The sequence below is a fragment of the Weizmannia acidilactici genome, from assembly GCF_008974185.1.
GTDB lineage: Bacteria > Bacillota > Bacilli > Bacillales > Bacillaceae_C > Weizmannia > Weizmannia acidilactici.
In genome coordinates this window covers 37,550-52,534 of the sequence record NZ_BKZP01000022.1, presented here as the reverse complement: position 1 = coordinate 52,534, position 14,985 = coordinate 37,550, and the positions used below count along the sequence as shown (strand labels likewise).

17 protein-coding genes are annotated in these 14,985 nt (G+C 45.5%); 16 read left to right on the top strand and 1 reads right to left on the bottom strand.

Annotated features, from left to right (window positions below; all coding sequences use genetic code 11):
• Positions 1 to 496: 496 nt before the first annotated feature.
• The 11 genes from BpJC4_RS10675 (at position 497) to rsmI (ending at position 8,029) form a co-directional block, all read left to right on the top strand.
• Entirely contained in the window at positions 497 to 688 is a 192-nt protein-coding gene (locus tag BpJC4_RS10675) for a sigma factor G inhibitor Gin (protein ID WP_371862196.1), read from the top strand.
• Between the two features lie 143 nt (positions 689 to 831).
• Positions 832 to 2,244, top strand: a complete 1,413-nt coding sequence (locus BpJC4_RS16905) for an aminotransferase class I/II-fold pyridoxal phosphate-dependent enzyme (protein ID WP_151681827.1) — start codon at positions 832 to 834, stop codon at positions 2,242 to 2,244.
• A gap of 18 nt (positions 2,245 to 2,262) precedes the next feature.
• Complete coding sequence (gene tmk / locus BpJC4_RS10665; RefSeq protein WP_151681828.1) at positions 2,263 to 2,916, top strand: dTMP kinase; 654 nt, start codon at positions 2,263 to 2,265, stop codon at positions 2,914 to 2,916.
• A gap of 91 nt (positions 2,917 to 3,007) precedes the next feature.
• Positions 3,008 to 3,337: a cyclic di-AMP receptor DarA gene (darA, locus tag BpJC4_RS10660; protein WP_151681829.1), complete on the top strand. Its 330-nt coding sequence runs from the start codon at positions 3,008 to 3,010 to the stop codon at positions 3,335 to 3,337.
• Between the two features lie 15 nt (positions 3,338 to 3,352).
• Positions 3,353 to 3,793, top strand: a complete 441-nt coding sequence (locus BpJC4_RS10655; protein WP_151697883.1) for a YaaR family protein — start codon at positions 3,353 to 3,355, stop codon at positions 3,791 to 3,793.
• Positions 3,794 to 3,809: 16 nt separating this feature from the next.
• Entirely contained in the window at positions 3,810 to 4,811 is a 1,002-nt protein-coding gene (gene holB / locus BpJC4_RS10650) for a DNA polymerase III subunit delta' (RefSeq protein WP_151697882.1), read from the top strand.
• Positions 4,804 to 5,631 (top strand): PSP1 domain-containing protein, encoded by an 828-nt coding sequence (locus BpJC4_RS10645; protein ID WP_151681832.1) that lies wholly within the window; start codon positions 4,804 to 4,806, stop codon positions 5,629 to 5,631. The genes holB and BpJC4_RS10645 overlap by 8 nt, the downstream gene beginning before the upstream one ends.
• Before the next feature lie 15 nt (positions 5,632 to 5,646).
• On the top strand, positions 5,647 to 6,030 hold the full coding sequence (yabA, locus tag BpJC4_RS10640; RefSeq protein ID WP_151681833.1) for a DNA replication initiation control protein YabA: 384 nt from the start codon (positions 5,647 to 5,649) through the stop codon (positions 6,028 to 6,030).
• A gap of 128 nt (positions 6,031 to 6,158) precedes the next feature.
• Positions 6,159 to 6,905 carry a tRNA1(Val) (adenine(37)-N6)-methyltransferase gene (locus BpJC4_RS10635; RefSeq protein ID WP_151697881.1) on the top strand — a complete coding sequence of 249 codons (747 nt, stop codon included), beginning with the start codon at positions 6,159 to 6,161 and terminating at the stop codon, positions 6,903 to 6,905.
• Positions 6,889 to 7,182, top strand: coding sequence for a GIY-YIG nuclease family protein (locus BpJC4_RS10630; protein WP_151681835.1), 294 nt, complete (start codon positions 6,889 to 6,891; stop codon positions 7,180 to 7,182). The genes BpJC4_RS10635 and BpJC4_RS10630 overlap by 17 nt, the downstream gene beginning before the upstream one ends.
• Entirely contained in the window at positions 7,154 to 8,029 is an 876-nt protein-coding gene (gene rsmI, locus BpJC4_RS10625) for a 16S rRNA (cytidine(1402)-2'-O)-methyltransferase (RefSeq protein WP_172968360.1), read from the top strand. Before BpJC4_RS10630 ends, rsmI begins: the two co-directional genes overlap by 29 nt.
• A gap of 485 nt (positions 8,030 to 8,514) precedes the next feature.
• Here the strand turns inward: rsmI and abrB are convergent, their stop codons facing one another.
• Positions 8,515 to 8,799 carry a transition state genes transcriptional regulator AbrB gene (gene abrB / locus BpJC4_RS10620; RefSeq protein WP_151681837.1) on the bottom strand — a complete coding sequence of 95 codons (285 nt, stop codon included), beginning with the start codon at positions 8,797 to 8,799 and terminating at the stop codon, positions 8,515 to 8,517.
• Between the two features lie 485 nt (positions 8,800 to 9,284).
• Here abrB and metG point away from each other — a divergent pair, with 485 nt between their 5' ends.
• The 5 genes from metG (at position 9,285) to yabG (ending at position 14,671) form a co-directional block, all read left to right on the top strand.
• Positions 9,285 to 11,252 (top strand): methionine--tRNA ligase, encoded by a 1,968-nt coding sequence (gene metG / locus BpJC4_RS10615; RefSeq protein ID WP_151697879.1) that lies wholly within the window; start codon positions 9,285 to 9,287, stop codon positions 11,250 to 11,252.
• Positions 11,253 to 11,380: 128 nt separating this feature from the next.
• A complete protein-coding gene (locus BpJC4_RS10610) occupies positions 11,381 to 12,157 on the top strand; it encodes a TatD family hydrolase (RefSeq protein ID WP_151681839.1) in 777 nt (258 codons plus the stop codon).
• Between the two features lie 17 nt (positions 12,158 to 12,174).
• Positions 12,175 to 12,729, top strand: coding sequence for a ribonuclease M5 (rnmV, locus tag BpJC4_RS10605; protein WP_151681840.1), 555 nt, complete (start codon positions 12,175 to 12,177; stop codon positions 12,727 to 12,729).
• 2 nt (positions 12,730 to 12,731) lie between these two features.
• Positions 12,732 to 13,613, top strand: a complete 882-nt coding sequence (gene rsmA, locus BpJC4_RS10600; RefSeq protein ID WP_151681841.1) for a 16S rRNA (adenine(1518)-N(6)/adenine(1519)-N(6))-dimethyltransferase RsmA — start codon at positions 12,732 to 12,734, stop codon at positions 13,611 to 13,613.
• Between the two features lie 164 nt (positions 13,614 to 13,777).
• On the top strand, positions 13,778 to 14,671 hold the full coding sequence (yabG, locus tag BpJC4_RS10595; protein WP_371862263.1) for a sporulation peptidase YabG: 894 nt from the start codon (positions 13,778 to 13,780) through the stop codon (positions 14,669 to 14,671).
• Positions 14,672 to 14,985: the final 314 nt, after the last annotated feature.

Below are 14,985 nucleotides of genomic sequence, written 5' to 3'. Positions count from 1 at the left end.
AAAAGTACAAAAATATCGGCGGCCACTAATTTATATACACCCCAGGGTATGTCAATTGCCCATGATACAGCAATTTTTTAATAAAAAAATGCCGGTATCTGCATCTTTCAATACATACGGGGGTATGACAGTGTCCCTTTAAAATACCAGTTTTCCTCTACTACTTCTTTGTAAAAGGAAAAATCGGCGAATTTGGAAAAGAAACAAGCGGTAATCATTAAATATCAGCGAAAAGTGCAAAAAATCAGCGGCCGCATCTTTGCATCTGCTGTTCCGGGAAGGTTCACGAATTGATAATACATTCCTTCGCTAATAAAAAAGCTGCAAGGATGCAAGTCTTTCCCGCCCCCTATCCTAGACAAACACACACCGGTTAAAACAGCATACGATACAATATATCCAGTGCCGTTCGATTTTAAACATTTTCAAAAGTCTGTTTGATTGTGAATAGATGGTAAAAAATATGGCAAATATAGTGGAACAGGGGGTGGGGAATTTGAAAACAAAAACCGAACCGGAAATGTGCATAATTTGCGAACAAATGAAACCAAGCGGTATTCATCTTTATACATCTTTCATCTGCAGCGATTGCGAAAATGAAATTGTCCATACGGAGACAGGGGATCCGCGGTATTTGTACTTTATCCGGCAGTTAAAAGCAATAGGAAAACCGCAAATGTATATATAACCAAGCGACAAAAGGGGCTTGGTTATATTTTTGCCATCTATTTTGCTGTTGTCTCCTCTTGTTTCGTTTATAGTAAAATAGAGAAGTCAAAGCTGAAGGGCCGGGATTTGCCGCGGTCCCTGATAAAGACTGGGGTAATGTGCATGGACCAAACAAGAATGCCTTTATATGAAGCGCTCTGCCGGCATCACAGCAGCAGACCCATCTCATTCCATGTGCCGGGGCATAAAAATGGATTGCTGATGGAGCCGCTGTTAAAGGGCAGTGCGGTTTTTTTACAATATGATGCAACGGAATTATCCGGATTGGATGATCTGCACCATGCCGAAGGGGCAATCAAAGAGGCGCAGGATCTGCTTTCAGCGTATTATGGCAGCACAAAAAGTTATTTTCTAGTAAACGGGAGCACGGTTGGCAATTTGGCGATGATTCTTGCCATTTGCCGGCCGGGGGACCGGGTGTTGGTTGACCGGAACTGCCATAAATCCATTTTGCATGCGCTGCGTCTTGCTAACGTACAACCGGTTTTTCTTTTCCCTGAAATCGATGGAGAGCTCGAAATTGCAGCCGGATTTTCCGAAAAACTGTTTGCGCATGCTTTTCAACAGTGCCCGGAAATCAGGGCGTGCATCTTTACTTATCCGACGTACTACGGTATGACATTTGATATACAATCGATGGTCAGGATTGCCCGCAGGCATGGCGCTTATGTACTGGTGGATGAAGCGCACGGGGCCCATTTTTGTATCGGCGGCCCGTTCCCGAAATCGGCACTCGATTTGGGGGCTGATGCCGTTGTCCAGTCCGCCCATAAAATGCTGCCGGCCATGACGATGGGTTCTTTTTTGCATATCGGCAATCCCCGCTTTCCAATCGAAAAGCTCGAATATTACTTATCTGTCTTGCAATCGAGCAGCCCGTCCTATCCGATCATGATGTCGCTCGACTATGCACGGTGGTATGCGGCAAATTTTAACGATGAAGATATCCGTTATACGATGTCGGAAAGGGAACGGTTTATCCACCGACTGCGTAAAGTGTTAAAAGTACAGGAAAAAGAAGGGCAGGATCCTTTGAAATTGTTGGTGTCATTGCCGGGCGTATCCGGATTTGTACTTCAGTCCGCTTTTGAAAAGAAGAGTGTGTATCCGGAAATGGCCGATCTTGATAGGGTAGTGCTTGTGCTGCCGCTATTAAAAAAAGGAATGCCTTTTCCTTTTGAAGATGCCGCCGGGCGGATTGATAAAGCTTTGACCTGTGTAACAGCGCATGCCAAAAAAGAAAAAGCAACATTAGAATTTCCGGCTGGTTTAACGGTACTTCAAATGACCTATGCAGAAATGGAAGAAAGACAGGTGGAATGGGTGTCTTTTAAAGATGCCGCCGGCAGGATTGCAGCGAAAATGGTGGTGCCGTATCCGCCGGGCGTACCGCTCCTTATGCCGGGTGAGCGCATTACGCAGGCGCATATCGCACATATTCAACAATTGCGTTCGTATGGAGCCAAATTCCATGCGGATCCCCCATTTAACGAAAACAAACTGGCAGTTTATTGATAAAGAGAGGTAGATTCAATGAAAGGGATTTTTATAACCGCAGAAGGGCCCGAGGGTGCGGGGAAAACAACCATTATTGGGAAAATTGCAGCATATTTGCGGGAGGCCGGTTTTCCAGTTGTATTGACGAGAGAACCGGGGGGCATTAGAATTGCCGAGCAGATCCGCAGCATTATTCTGAGCCCGGAAAATACCGAAATGGACGCGAGGACGGAAGCTTTGCTTTATGCGGCAAGCCGCCGGCAGCATCTTGCGGAAAAAGTCATACCGGCCCTTGAGCGCGGTGCTATTGTTTTGTGCGACAGGTTTATCGACAGTTCGCTCGCGTACCAGGGATATGCAAGGGGGATCGGGATTGAAGAAGTTTACCGCATCAATCAGTTTGCAACAAACGGCCTGCTGCCGGATTTGACGTTATATTTTGATGTTGAAGTGGAAACGGGGCTCGGCCGGATCGCCAAAAATCAAAACCGCGAAGTAAACCGCCTTGACCTCGAGGCATTGGAATTCCACAAGAAAGTAAAAGAAGGATTCCAAATATTGTTACGGCGGTTCCCGGAGAGAATGTATGCTATTGATGCGAATAAAGATGTAGAATATATTTATGAAACAGCTTTGCAAAAAGTGTTGGATGCCGTCCGCGACCACTTTGGGAAAAATTTTTCCGGGTAAAAGGATAATCACCTCATCGGACAGAATTTCATATATAACAATGATATAATGAATGATAAATATACGTTTGGAATTTCAGGAGGGGAAGAAATTGAAACTGATTGTAGCAGTCGTGCAGGACCAGGACAGCAACCGCTTAATGAAAGCGATGATCGACCATAATTTCCGCGTGACAAAACTTGCGTCGACGGGAGGATTTTTAAAATCCGGCAACACGACTTTTCTGATCGGAACCGAAGAAATCCGCGTTAATAAAGCGCTGCAGGTCATTAAGGAAAATTGTAAATCAAGGGAACAGTTTATTACCCCTGTTTCACCGATGGGGGGCAATGCCGATTCCTACATTCCGTATCCGGTTGAGATTGAAGTGGGCGGCGCAACGGTATTTGTGCTGCCGGTAGATGAGTTTCACCAGTTTTAATGGAGGGAATTGCCCTTGAAGATCAACCAGGATTTAAGTGTAAGTTTGAACAATGTGGCCCGAGGGACGAAAAGTGCTGCTGCGGATACGTCAAATTTTGCGGAAATGGTCAAATCAAGCGGGGAAAAACTGCAAATGGACGAGCTCAACCAATTGTTGTCACAACTCGACGAGGCCGGCAGCAAACTGGCCCGTACCCGCAATTTTAAAGATTTGTTGAGATTTAAGGCGCTAGTAAAGCAGTTTGTAAAACAGGCTGTCGATTACAGCATGAAAATGAAACAGTCCCAGGACTGGAACCAGTTCGGGGAAAGCCGCAAAATGCAGATTGTCGAAACGATTGACCAAAAACTGGCGGACTTAACCGAAGAATATATTAGGAAGGAACAGCCCGCGCTGGATATTCTCGGGAAAATCGGTGAGATCAAAGGTTTATTGATCAATTTATATACCTAAGAGAGTGAAGGAAGCCATGACATGGAAAGAATTTGAAAAGGTGCAGCCCGTTGCGGCAACTTTGCTGAAAAACAGCATCAGGCGCAAGCGGATGGCGCATGCCTATTTATTCGAAGGCGGCCGCGGTACGGGGAAAAAAGAGGCCGCGCAATTATTGGCAAAAACATTATTCTGCCTGCAGCCGGCGGATGGTTTTTTTCCATGTGAACATTGCTCAAACTGCATGAGAATCAACCATGGTTCCCATCCCGATGTCCATTTGATTGAACCGGACGGGCTTTCCATCAAGAAGGAACAGATCAAACAGCTGCAGCAGGAGTTTTCGAAACGCGCGGTTGAATCCAAGCGGAAACTGTATATGATCGTTGATGCCGAAAAAATGTCCATCGGCGCTGCCAACAGCCTGTTGAAATTTTTGGAAGAGCCAAACGCCGATACAACGGCGATTTTAATGACGACTCAATTGCACCGGATCCTGCCCACCATTTTATCGCGTTGCCAAATTGTTTCATTCAAGCCGATCTCTCCTAATTTATTGAAAAAACAATTGATCGAAAACGGGGTCAGCCGCGATTTGGCCCCGCTGCTTTCCCATATGACCAACCATTTGGAAGAGGCGCTTTCCTTAAGCAAGGATGAGTGGTTTGCACAAGCCCGAAAAATAGTGTTAAAATTATATACAACCCTTACGAAATCACCTTCTTACGCAATGGTCTTTTTGCAGGAAGGATGGTTTCAGCATTTTAAAGAAAAAAATCAACTGGATCTCGGATTGGATCTGTTGATATGGATTTATAAAGATCTTCTTTCCATCCATCTGGGAAAACAGGAGGATTTGGTTTATCCCGATCAGCAAGCCCGTTTTTCTTCGGATATTCTTTCTTACTCCCCGCGTTCTCTGGCTGAAAAAATGGTAGCAATTTTAGATGCAAAAAAGAAATTGAATGCCAATGTCAATCAGCAATTGCTCATGGAACAGCTTGTTTTAAATTTGCAGGGGGGAACAGCCTTTGTTTAATGTAGTAGGGATCCGATTTAAAAAGGCCGGTAAAGTATATTACTTCGACCCGGGTGATCTTCCCGTCCAAAAAGACGACACGGTGATTGTTGAGACCGCCCGCGGCATCGAATACGGCCTTGTTGTCACAAACCGCAAAGTTGTCGGGGAACATGATGTAGTGCTGCCGCTCAAAAAAGTTATCCGCATTGCCGACCAAAAGGATCATATGGCAGTAAATGAAAATAAAACCGCGGCAAAAGAGGCATACAAGATTTGCATGAAAAAAATCGCGGAACACCAGCTGGAGATGAAGCTGGTTGATGTTGAATATACATTTGACCGGAATAAAATCATTTTTTATTTTACCGCTGACGGGCGTGTTGATTTCAGGGAGCTTGTAAAGGATTTGGCTTCCATTTTCCGGACAAGGATTGAGCTCAGGCAAATCGGGGTGCGCGATGAGGCGAAAATGCTCGGCGGTATCGGCCCGTGCGGAAGAATGCTGTGCTGCTCCACCTTCCTGGGCGATTTTGAACCGGTATCGATCAAAATGGCGAAAGACCAGAATCTTTCTTTAAATCCGACGAAAATTTCCGGGCTTTGCGGACGATTGATGTGCTGCCTGAAATATGAAAATGATGAATATGAAGCGGTGAAAGAAGCACTTCCGGATATCGGTGAAACCGTTAAAACGCCCCACGGGATTGGAAAGGTCACCGGTTTGAATATTTTGGAAAGGATATTGCAGATCGAATTGCAGGGCCAGGGACGGGTCATAGAGTATACGATGGAAGAGTTTTTAAATGAGGATGTTGTTCCAATTCAATCCACGGATTAATGAGGTGGAGAACTGATGGATAGGAAAGAAATATTCGAGGCGATACAGCAGATGGAAGTGCAGATCGGGACACTCCATGAAAAGTTAGGGGAACTGAAACAGTATTTAACGGAAGTCATCGAAGAAAACAACGTTCTGAAAATCCAAAATGAGTATTTCAGGAGGCAATTGCGGCAGGAACCCGGCGAAGAGGATGAAAATCAGCAGGAAGAACCGGCTGAAATTGTCCGCAAGATCCAGGAAAAAGGCGTTCCGCAAACGCTTTTGGATATTGGGGAAGGTTATGACAATCTTGCCCGCCTTTACCAGGAAGGCTTCCATATTTGCAATATCCATTTCGGAAGCCCGCGCAACGGGGAAGATTGTTTATTTTGCCTTTCTTTTCTCAATAAAAAGTAACCTTATGGGCGGTTCATCATAAATTTAGCCTTCCTTCTTCCGGGGAAGGCTATTTTTTAAAGAGAGCCGATTTTGCTATGCGGTTTGATGCGCTTCATGCGGCAAAAGTTTTGGAGGATACGGAATCAATGGTGAAATTATTAGGAGATGAACGATTGGATTATTTACTGGCGGAAAATTTGCGGATTGTGCAGAGCCCTTCCGTTTTTGCTTTTTCATTGGATGCGGTGCTGCTGTCAAAATTCGCTTATTTGCCGATCCAAAAAGGGAAAGTGCTCGACCTTTGCACGGGAAACGGCGTGATTCCCCTTTTGCTGAGTACGCGGACAAAAGCGGAAATTACGGGTGTTGAAATACAGGAAAGGCTGTATGATATGGCGACAAGGAGTATTGCCTATAACGGGCTGGAGGGGCAAATTAGGCTTATTCACGGCGACCTGAAAGATATGCCCGCAGTTTTGGGGTATGGCAAGTTTGATGTTGTGACGTGCAATCCGCCATATTTCCCATCGCAGACAAAGACAATCCAAAACGAAAACGAACATTTGGCGATCGCAAGGCATGAGATCTACTGCACATTGGAGGATGTTGTAAGGGTCAGCAGCCAAATGCTCAAGCAGGGGGGGAAAGCGGCATTTGTCCACCGCCCGGGCAGGCTTGTCGATTTGATTACGCTTATGAAAAAATACCGACTCGAACCAAAGCGACTCCGGCTTGTGTATCCGAAAGCGGGAAAAGAAGCAAACACAATCCTGATGGAAGGCATAAAAGACGGGAAACCGGATTTAAAAATTCTCCCCCCTTTGGTTGTGTACAAGGAGAACAACGAATATACGGAAGAAGTGGAAGAAATCCTGTATGGAAAGAAAAACTAAACCATATTTTTATGTTCTTTTGTGCTGCGACGGCAGTTTTTACGGAGGGTACACCGTGGACCTTAAAAGGCGGCTCCGTGAACATAATGAAGGGAGAGGCGCCAAATATACGAGGACGAGAACGCCGGTCCGCCTGCTGTATTACCGCGAATATGAAACAAAAAGCGATGCTATGAAAGCGGAATATGCATTTAAACAGTTGACGCGGCGGGAAAAAGAACGATTTTTGGAAAAGGCAGGTGTTGATCTTGCAGCAGCAGGCAAGTTTTCGGGATGAAGAAAAGAAAGGAATTCTCTATCTCGTCCCAACCCCGATCGGAAATTTGGAAGATATGACATTCCGGGCCGTGCGCATTTTAAAAAGCGCCGATCTCATTGCCGCGGAAGATACACGGAACAGCAAAAAACTTTGCGCCCATTTTGATATCCATACCCCGCTTGTCAGCCACCATGAACATAATAAGGAAATAAGCACGCGCGATATTCTCGTAAGGCTTTCACGCGGCGAAAAAGTCGCATTAATCAGCGATGCGGGCATGCCTTGCATTTCAGATCCCGGATATGAGCTTGTTGCCGCCTGCATCCGCGAAAATATTACCGTCGTTCCGCTTCCGGGGGCAAATGCGGCGTTGACGGCACTGATCGCTTCCGGCATTGCGCCGCAGCCGTTTTATTTTTACGGTTTTCTGCCGCGCGATAAACAGGAAAAAAGGGCGGAATTGGAGAAGCTGGGCAAGATTGCTTCGACGTTTATTATATACGAAGCGCCCCACAGGCTGAAAAGAACGCTGGAAATGATGCTGGATGTTTTAGGGGATAGAAAAATTGCGATCAGCCGCGAGCTGACAAAAAAATTCGAGGAATTTATCAGGGGGACAATTGAAGAAGCTGTTGAATGGGTACAGAATAATGAAATCCGGGGCGAGTTCTGCCTGATTGTGGAAGGCAGCCCGGAAACGCAGGAAGAAAACAGGGGGCTCTGGTGGTCCGCTTTATCCGTCAAGGAACATGTGGATGCATATATCAGCCAAAAACAGCTTCCGCCAAAAGAAGCCATTAAATTGGCGGCAAAGGACCGGAAGCTGCCAAAAAGGGAAGTTTACCAAATTTATCACGAAATATAAAGAAAAAGGGGCTGTCCCAAAAGCCCCTTCTTAAACATGAAAAATCGTTGAGAAAATAATTTTCTCGACGGTTTTTCTTATTGTCAGGATATCATCGCTGATTTGATTTACCATACATTGACAACGCGGGCTACATGGCCTTCTGGAATCATGTCACTGAAATCCATTGGAAGAATGAGTTTTCCCATGTTATAATCAATAAAGGTAGCTGAATAGTTACTCAAAAAAACCGCCTCCATTCAATGTTTGTTCGACACCTACATTATAATGGAAAAGGCGGTTTTTTTTTTGCACTTACTTCGTCTATTGCACGTTGATGATCGCGAAATTTACGAGACTCCTGCGGGAACAAGCGAGGAGGCTCGCGACGCGTGCGGAAAGCGAGTGAATTTCGCGATCATCAACAACCAACGATAATAATTTTTTCACAAAGAAAGGGGCGCCCCTTCAGCCAGATTACCGCCTTTTGGGACAGCCCCACTTGCCTATCTTGCAAGATGGAAGTTTTCTTCTATTTCTTTCATTAACAGTTCTGCGCCTTCCCGGCTTAACACGATTTTCCCGCCGGCCAGCTGGAGATTGTCGTCGGACACTTCGCCGGTGACAAGGCAGGTCATGTTCGGTTTATACTTTTTCAAAATGATTTTGTCATCGTCTACATAAATTTCGAGTGCGTCTTTTTCGGCAATCCCAAGATTACGGCGCAATTCGATCGGAATGACAACGCGGCCCAATTCATCAACTTTCCGCACAATGCCTGTAGATTTCATAACGACTCTCCTCCCTAAAAGAATATTTTTGACCCATTACATAACCCTTACAACCAACTGCTTTTTATAACTTTGCACTTCTTTATCTATCAAAAATTGACGAATACCCCTTTTTTAACATATCCTGTCTAATTGTATTATAGGAGATAAATTGGAATAAAAAAACAAATTTGTTTAAAATATTTTTCGACAAATTCCAAAAAAGATGCTGCTGCCCCCCACGCGGGTCCGGTTAAAACCGATGCGTGCGGGCTATAATGGTTATTGCCGCTTTGAATATTTTTAAAAGCCGCGCCGCGATGGAACGGAATACGGAAGATGCGCTATACTAAATATACAGTGCATTTTTGCCGGATCCTGCCTGGCCGGCTTACGGATTTTGCTTATTTTCAGGAAAAGTTTTATACTTATTCTTTAAGGAGTTCATCAATAGAGCGATGAAGCTGCAACAGGATGTCTAATCTGATCGAAAGGTGGAGGCTGCTTTGGAAGAAAAATTGAAAACTTTTTATATTACAACGCCGATCTACTACCCGAGCGGAAATTTACATATTGGCCATGCGTATACAACCGTTGCAGGGGATGCGATGGCCCGCTATAAGAGAATGCGTGGATATGATGTCATGTTTCTGACCGGAACGGATGAGCACGGGCAAAAAATCCAGCGGAAAGCGAAAGAAAAAGGCGTCACGCCGCAGCAATACGTGGATGAAATTGTGGCAGGTATCCAAGAGTTATGGAAAAAATTAGATATCTCCAACGATGATTTTATCCGCACCACCCAGGAAAGGCATAAAAAATCGGTCGAGAAAATTTTTAAAAAATTGCTCGACAAAGGGGATATTTATTTAGGGGAATATGAGGGCTGGTACTGTACGCCATGTGAATCGTTTTTCACGGAACGCCAGCTGGTGGATGGGAAATGCCCGGATTGCGGCAGGCCGGTTGAAAAAGTAAAAGAAGAATCCTATTTTTTCAGAATGGGGAAATATGTCGACAGGCTTTTGCAATATTATGAAGAAAATCCGGATTTCATCCAGCCGGAAAGCCGGAAAAATGAAATGATCAATAACTTCATTAAACCGGGGCTTGAGGATCTGGCTGTATCGCGGACGACTTTTGACTGGGGCATTAAAGTGCCGGGCGACCCGAAGCATGTCATCTATGTCTGGATTGACGCGCTGAGCAATTATATCACAGCACTCGGCTATGGCAGCGATGATGATTCGAAATACCTCAAATATTGGCCGGCGGATGTCCATCTTGTCGGAAAAGAAATCGTGCGGTTCCATACGATTTACTGGCCGATTATGCTGATGGCGCTCGATTTGCCGCTGCCGAAAAAAGTATTTGCGCACGGCTGGCTGTTGATGAAAGATGGAAAAATGTCGAAATCAAAAGGGAATGTCATTGATCCGGTGACGCTAATCGACAGGTACGGATTGGATGCGCTCCGTTATTATTTACTGCGGGAAGTGCCGTTCGGGGCGGACGGAATTTTTACGCCTGAAGGGTTTGTCGAACGGATCAACTTTGATCTCGCCAATGACCTCGGCAATCTTTTAAACCGGACCGTGGCCATGATGAACCAATATTTCGGCGGGGTGATCCCAACCTTCTCCGGATCGCATAATCCGTTTTCCATCCAGCTTGTGACGGCATATAAAGAAGCGTTGAAAAAATACGAAGAAGCCATGGAAAACATGCAGTTTTCTGTTGCATTGTCTTCTTTATGGGAATTCGTCAGCCAGACAAACAAATATATCGATGAAACGACGCCTTGGGTCCTTGCCAAAGATGAATCGAAACGCGCGGAACTCGCCGAGGTAATGGTGCATCTGGCGGAATCGCTGCGGCATATCGCCATTCTTTTACAGCCATTCTTAACGTCGGCGCCGAAGAAAATTTTCGGCCAATTGAATTTAACGGATGAAAGCTTGCATACTTGGGAAAGCCTTTCTTCATTCGGCAGCATTCCGGAAGGCACAAAAGTCGTCGAAAAAGGGGAACCGATCTTCCCACGTCTCGATATGGAAAAAGAAATTCAATTCATCAAGTCGCAAATGCAAGGCACTGCACCGAAAAAAGAAGAACCGAAGCAGGAAAAAGCAAAAGTGGACGACTCAAAAGATGAAATCACGATCGATGATTTTGCAAAAGTAGAATTGCGGGTGGCAAAAGTTACAGCCTGTGAACCGGTGAAAAAGGCAGATAAACTGTTAAAACTGAAGCTCGACCTCGGCTATGAACAACGCCAGGTTGTTTCTGGGATTGCGCAATATTATAAACCGGAAGAACTCGTCGGCCGCAAAGTCATTGTTGTTGCCAACCTGAAGCCTGTTAAACTGCGCGGTGAATTATCGCAAGGCATGATTTTGGTAGGCGAAAAAGATGGCGTATTGTCGCTGGCAACTGTTGATGAAGGCCTTCCGGTAGGTGCTGTTGTCAGATAAGGTCAAAACATCAGGATGAAAAACATAGAGATGTTTCACGTGGAACAAATTTCGACGGATCTCTCTATGTTTTTCTTATGTATGACAAGAACAATAATGGACATGTTGAGAAACAGAGGTGCAAAGTTATGTTATTTGATACGCACGTGCATTTAAATGATGAAGCGTTCCAGGATGACTTTGAAGCAGTTATCAGGCGGGCAAAGGAAGCCGGTGTTGAAAAAATGGTAGTCGTCGGCTTTGACAGGCCGACCATCCAAAAAGCCATCGAGTTGATCGGCCAATATGCATTTATGTATGCTGCGCTCGGCTGGCACCCTGTCGATGCCATCGATATGAAAGATGAGGATCTCGAGTGGATTGAATCATTGGCCGCCCATCCAAAAGTGGTGGCGATCGGGGAAATCGGGCTCGATTACCATTGGGACAAATCCCCGAAAGAGGTGCAACACGATGTGTTCAGAAGGCAGATCCGCCTCGCCAAAAAACTGTCTTTGCCGATCATTATCCATAACCGAGAAGCAACAGAAGACTGCGTGAATATTTTAAAAGAAGAAAACGCACAGGAAGTGGGCGGCATTATGCATTGCTTCAGCGGCAGCCCGGAAACGGCGAAAGAATGCATCAAGATGAATTTTTACATTTCACTTGGCGGCCCGGTCACGTTTAAAAATGCGAAAAAGCCGAAAGAAGTGGCTGCCGCGGTTCCGCTCGATAAACTGTTGATCGAGACGGACTGCCCTTATCTTGCCCCGCACCCTTACCGCGGGAAAAGGAATGAGCCGGCTTATGTGAAGCTTGTCGCGGAGCAGATTGCAGAAATAAAAGGTGTTCCTTATGAGAAAGTTGCCGAACAAACGATGTTAAACGCACAAAAATTGTTTAAAATAAAGGATAATGATTAGAAAGTGAGTTTTTCCGCATGGCAAAACTAAAAGAAATTATCGTCGTCGAGGGAAAGGACGACACGGCCGCCATCAAAAGGGCTTTAGATGCTGATACGATCGAAACAAACGGGTCGGCCATTTCCAAAAGCACGATTGAGAAAATTCGCCTTGCCCAGGAAAAAAGGGGTGTCATTATTTTTACGGATCCCGATTTTCCGGGTGAAAAGATCCGGAAAACGATCGCTGAGAAAGTGCCCGGCTGCAAACATGCTTTTCTTGCCAAACATGAGGCGCGCCCGTTATCGGATAAAGGGATCGGTGTGGAACATGCGCGGCCCGAGTCGATCCGGAAAGCATTGCGGGAAGCGCATCAAATGGAAGAGGATGTGCCGGAAATCATTACAAAAGAAGCGTTAATGGAAGCCGGCTTGGTTGCTGGCCCGATGGCGAGAAGAAGAAGGGAACGGCTGGGGGAACTGCTGAAAATCGGATATACAAACGGCAAGCAGCTCCACAAAAGGCTGATGGCTTTTCAAATCGACAAGGATACATTTCAGGAAGCACTCATGAAAGTTTTACAGGAGGAATAAATTTGCAAAAAGATATTGCCACCCCCATCCGGACAAGGGCGATCTTAAACCGTTACGGATTTTCCTTTAAGAAAAGTTTGGGACAGAATTTTTTAATCGATCCGAACGTGCTCCGGAATATTACGGAACAGGCGGAGTTGTCGGAAGAAAGCGGGGTCATTGAAATCGGCCCGGGAATAGGCGCGCTCACCGAACATCTTGCACGCCGAAGCAAGAAAGTTGTTGCCTTTGAAATTGACAGAAGGCTCGCGCCGATTCTGGAAGATACTTTATCGCCGTATCCGAATGTAAAAGTGATTTATGAAGACGTCTTAAAAGCCGATGTCCGGAAAGTGATGAAAGAGGAATTTGCCAGCATAAAAGATTTGATGGTCGTCGCAAACCTTCCGTATTATGTCACAACGCCGATTATTTTAAAATTTGTAACCGGGCATTTTCCGATCCGCGGCATGGTTGTCATGCTGCAAAAGGAAGTGGCCGACCGGGTTTCAGCGCAGCCGGGCACGAAAAACTACGGGTCGCTGTCGATTGCGATCCAGTATTATATGACGGCGGAAGTCGCAATGATTGTTCCGAAAACAGTGTTCATGCCCCAGCCGAATGTGGATTCTGCCGTGGTCAAACTGGTGAAAAGGGAAAAACCGAAAGTGGATGTAACGGATGAAGATTTCTTCTTCCAAATGACAAAAGCATCATTCGCGCAGCGGCGGAAAACATTAATGAATAATTTAACAAGCGGGATGCCGGGCGGAAAAGAAAAGAAAGAAGCCATGCTGGAGGTATTGGGGCAGCTGAGTATTGATCCGTCAAGACGGGGGGAAACGTTAAGCCTGGAAGAATTTGCGGCGTTAAGCAATGCGCTTTATCCGATTTTTCATCCGTAATGGCCAACTTATAGCGTTCGAGGGTCTCGTGATTTTTAAAACCATTACAGATTTTTCCATGAAGCCTGGAGAAAGGAAGGCATCCTTTTCTTCCGGCTTTTTCACCATTTTTGAGGCAAAGCATAGGCTATAGTGTCATGCGCTAAAGCGTGAGATGGAATGTAATGGAGTTGACAACGATGGATGTGCAAATCAATTCGATAGTTGGCAGGAAATCCTACCATTGTGATATTTTATTCCGGGTGATTGATATACAGCAGCAGGGTGGGAAAAAAGTGGCCATTCTGCACGGGGAGGATTACCGGTTGATTGCCGATGCCCCGTTTGAGGACCTCGTCCAGCCGGATCCTGCGGAAAGGTCGAAAAGGACAGCTGAGTCCCGCTCGCTGGAAGAACAGTCATATGAACTGTTTAAGCAGGATATCCAATTGCTGAAAGAAAAACGGGAATATGAATCGACCAACGGCTATAAGGAAGAACTGAGTTATTTTCAGCTGCCGGGCAGGGTGCTGCACTTAGACGGGGATCCGAACTATTTGAAAAAGTGCTTGAATTTGTACGAAAAAATCGGGGTAACGGTTTATGGCATCCATTGTTATGAAAAGGAAATGCCGTATAAAATCGGGTCGCTGCTCGACCAATACCGGCCGAATGTTCTGGTGATCACAGGGCATGATGCGTATTCAAAATCAAAAGGTAAAAAAACGGATTTAAACGCTTACCGCCATTCAAAATCTTTTGTCAGGACCGTCATTGAAGCAAGAAAAAAAGTGCCGAATCTCGACCAGCTTGTTATTTTTGCAGGGGCGTGCCAATCGCATTTTGAATCGCTGATCCAAGCGGGCGCGAATTTTGCCAGTTCGCCGCTCCGTGTCAATATCCATGCGCTGGATCCGGTCTATATTGTGGCAAAAATCTGTTACACCTCATTTATGGAACAGGTTAATGTGTGGGATGTGCTCCGCAATACATTGACGGGGCAAAAAGGATTGGGCGGCATTGAAACAAAAGGAGTGCTGAGGACCGGCATGCCTTATAAACCAATTGAAGATGAATAGAACGCGGCCCGGTCCCTGGTTTCGTGAACTGCTACCACTTAGCCAACGCTAGAAATGGTGGCTTCTCAGCTCCACGACGAAAGTAATCTTTCACCTCCCTGAGTGTTACTTCCCGCCGTTTAGCGGCAGATGTCCGGTAACTTGGAGATTTTTTTCACCTGGGATGTTTTACGCATGGAAGGAATGAGCTTGGTTTTCGCATTTGATTTCTCCATAACCCCATATATCCAGTGATCAAAGAACATGTTCTATTTTAACAATGATTTGGAAATTCCAACCAAAATCCATCTCCCCCTTATCGTTGGGTTCGTCCT

What these genes read in the sequence shown, in the direction of transcription:
- BpJC4_RS10630 (WP_151681835.1), top strand. Translation starts at nt 6,889, where the DNA reads ATGGAAAGAAAAACTAAACCATATTTTTATGTTCTTTTGTGCTGCGAC.
- yabA (WP_151681833.1), top strand. Translation starts at nt 5,647, where the DNA reads ATGGATAGGAAAGAAATATTCGAGGCGATACAGCAGATGGAAGTGCAG.
- BpJC4_RS16905 (WP_151681827.1), top strand. Translation starts at nt 832, where the DNA reads ATGGACCAAACAAGAATGCCTTTATATGAAGCGCTCTGCCGGCATCAC.
- tmk (WP_151681828.1), top strand. Translation starts at nt 2,263, where the DNA reads ATGAAAGGGATTTTTATAACCGCAGAAGGGCCCGAGGGTGCGGGGAAA.
- yabG (WP_371862263.1), top strand. Translation starts at nt 13,778, where the DNA reads ATGGAGTTGACAACGATGGATGTGCAAATCAATTCGATAGTTGGCAGG.
- rnmV (WP_151681840.1), top strand. Translation starts at nt 12,175, where the DNA reads ATGGCAAAACTAAAAGAAATTATCGTCGTCGAGGGAAAGGACGACACG.
- abrB (WP_151681837.1), bottom strand. Translation starts at nt 8,799, where the DNA reads ATGAAATCTACAGGCATTGTGCGGAAAGTTGATGAATTGGGCCGCGTT.
- BpJC4_RS10635 (WP_151697881.1), top strand. Translation starts at nt 6,159, where the DNA reads ATGGTGAAATTATTAGGAGATGAACGATTGGATTATTTACTGGCGGAA.
- BpJC4_RS10610 (WP_151681839.1), top strand. Translation starts at nt 11,381, where the DNA reads ATGTTATTTGATACGCACGTGCATTTAAATGATGAAGCGTTCCAGGAT.
- holB (WP_151697882.1), top strand. Translation starts at nt 3,810, where the DNA reads ATGACATGGAAAGAATTTGAAAAGGTGCAGCCCGTTGCGGCAACTTTG.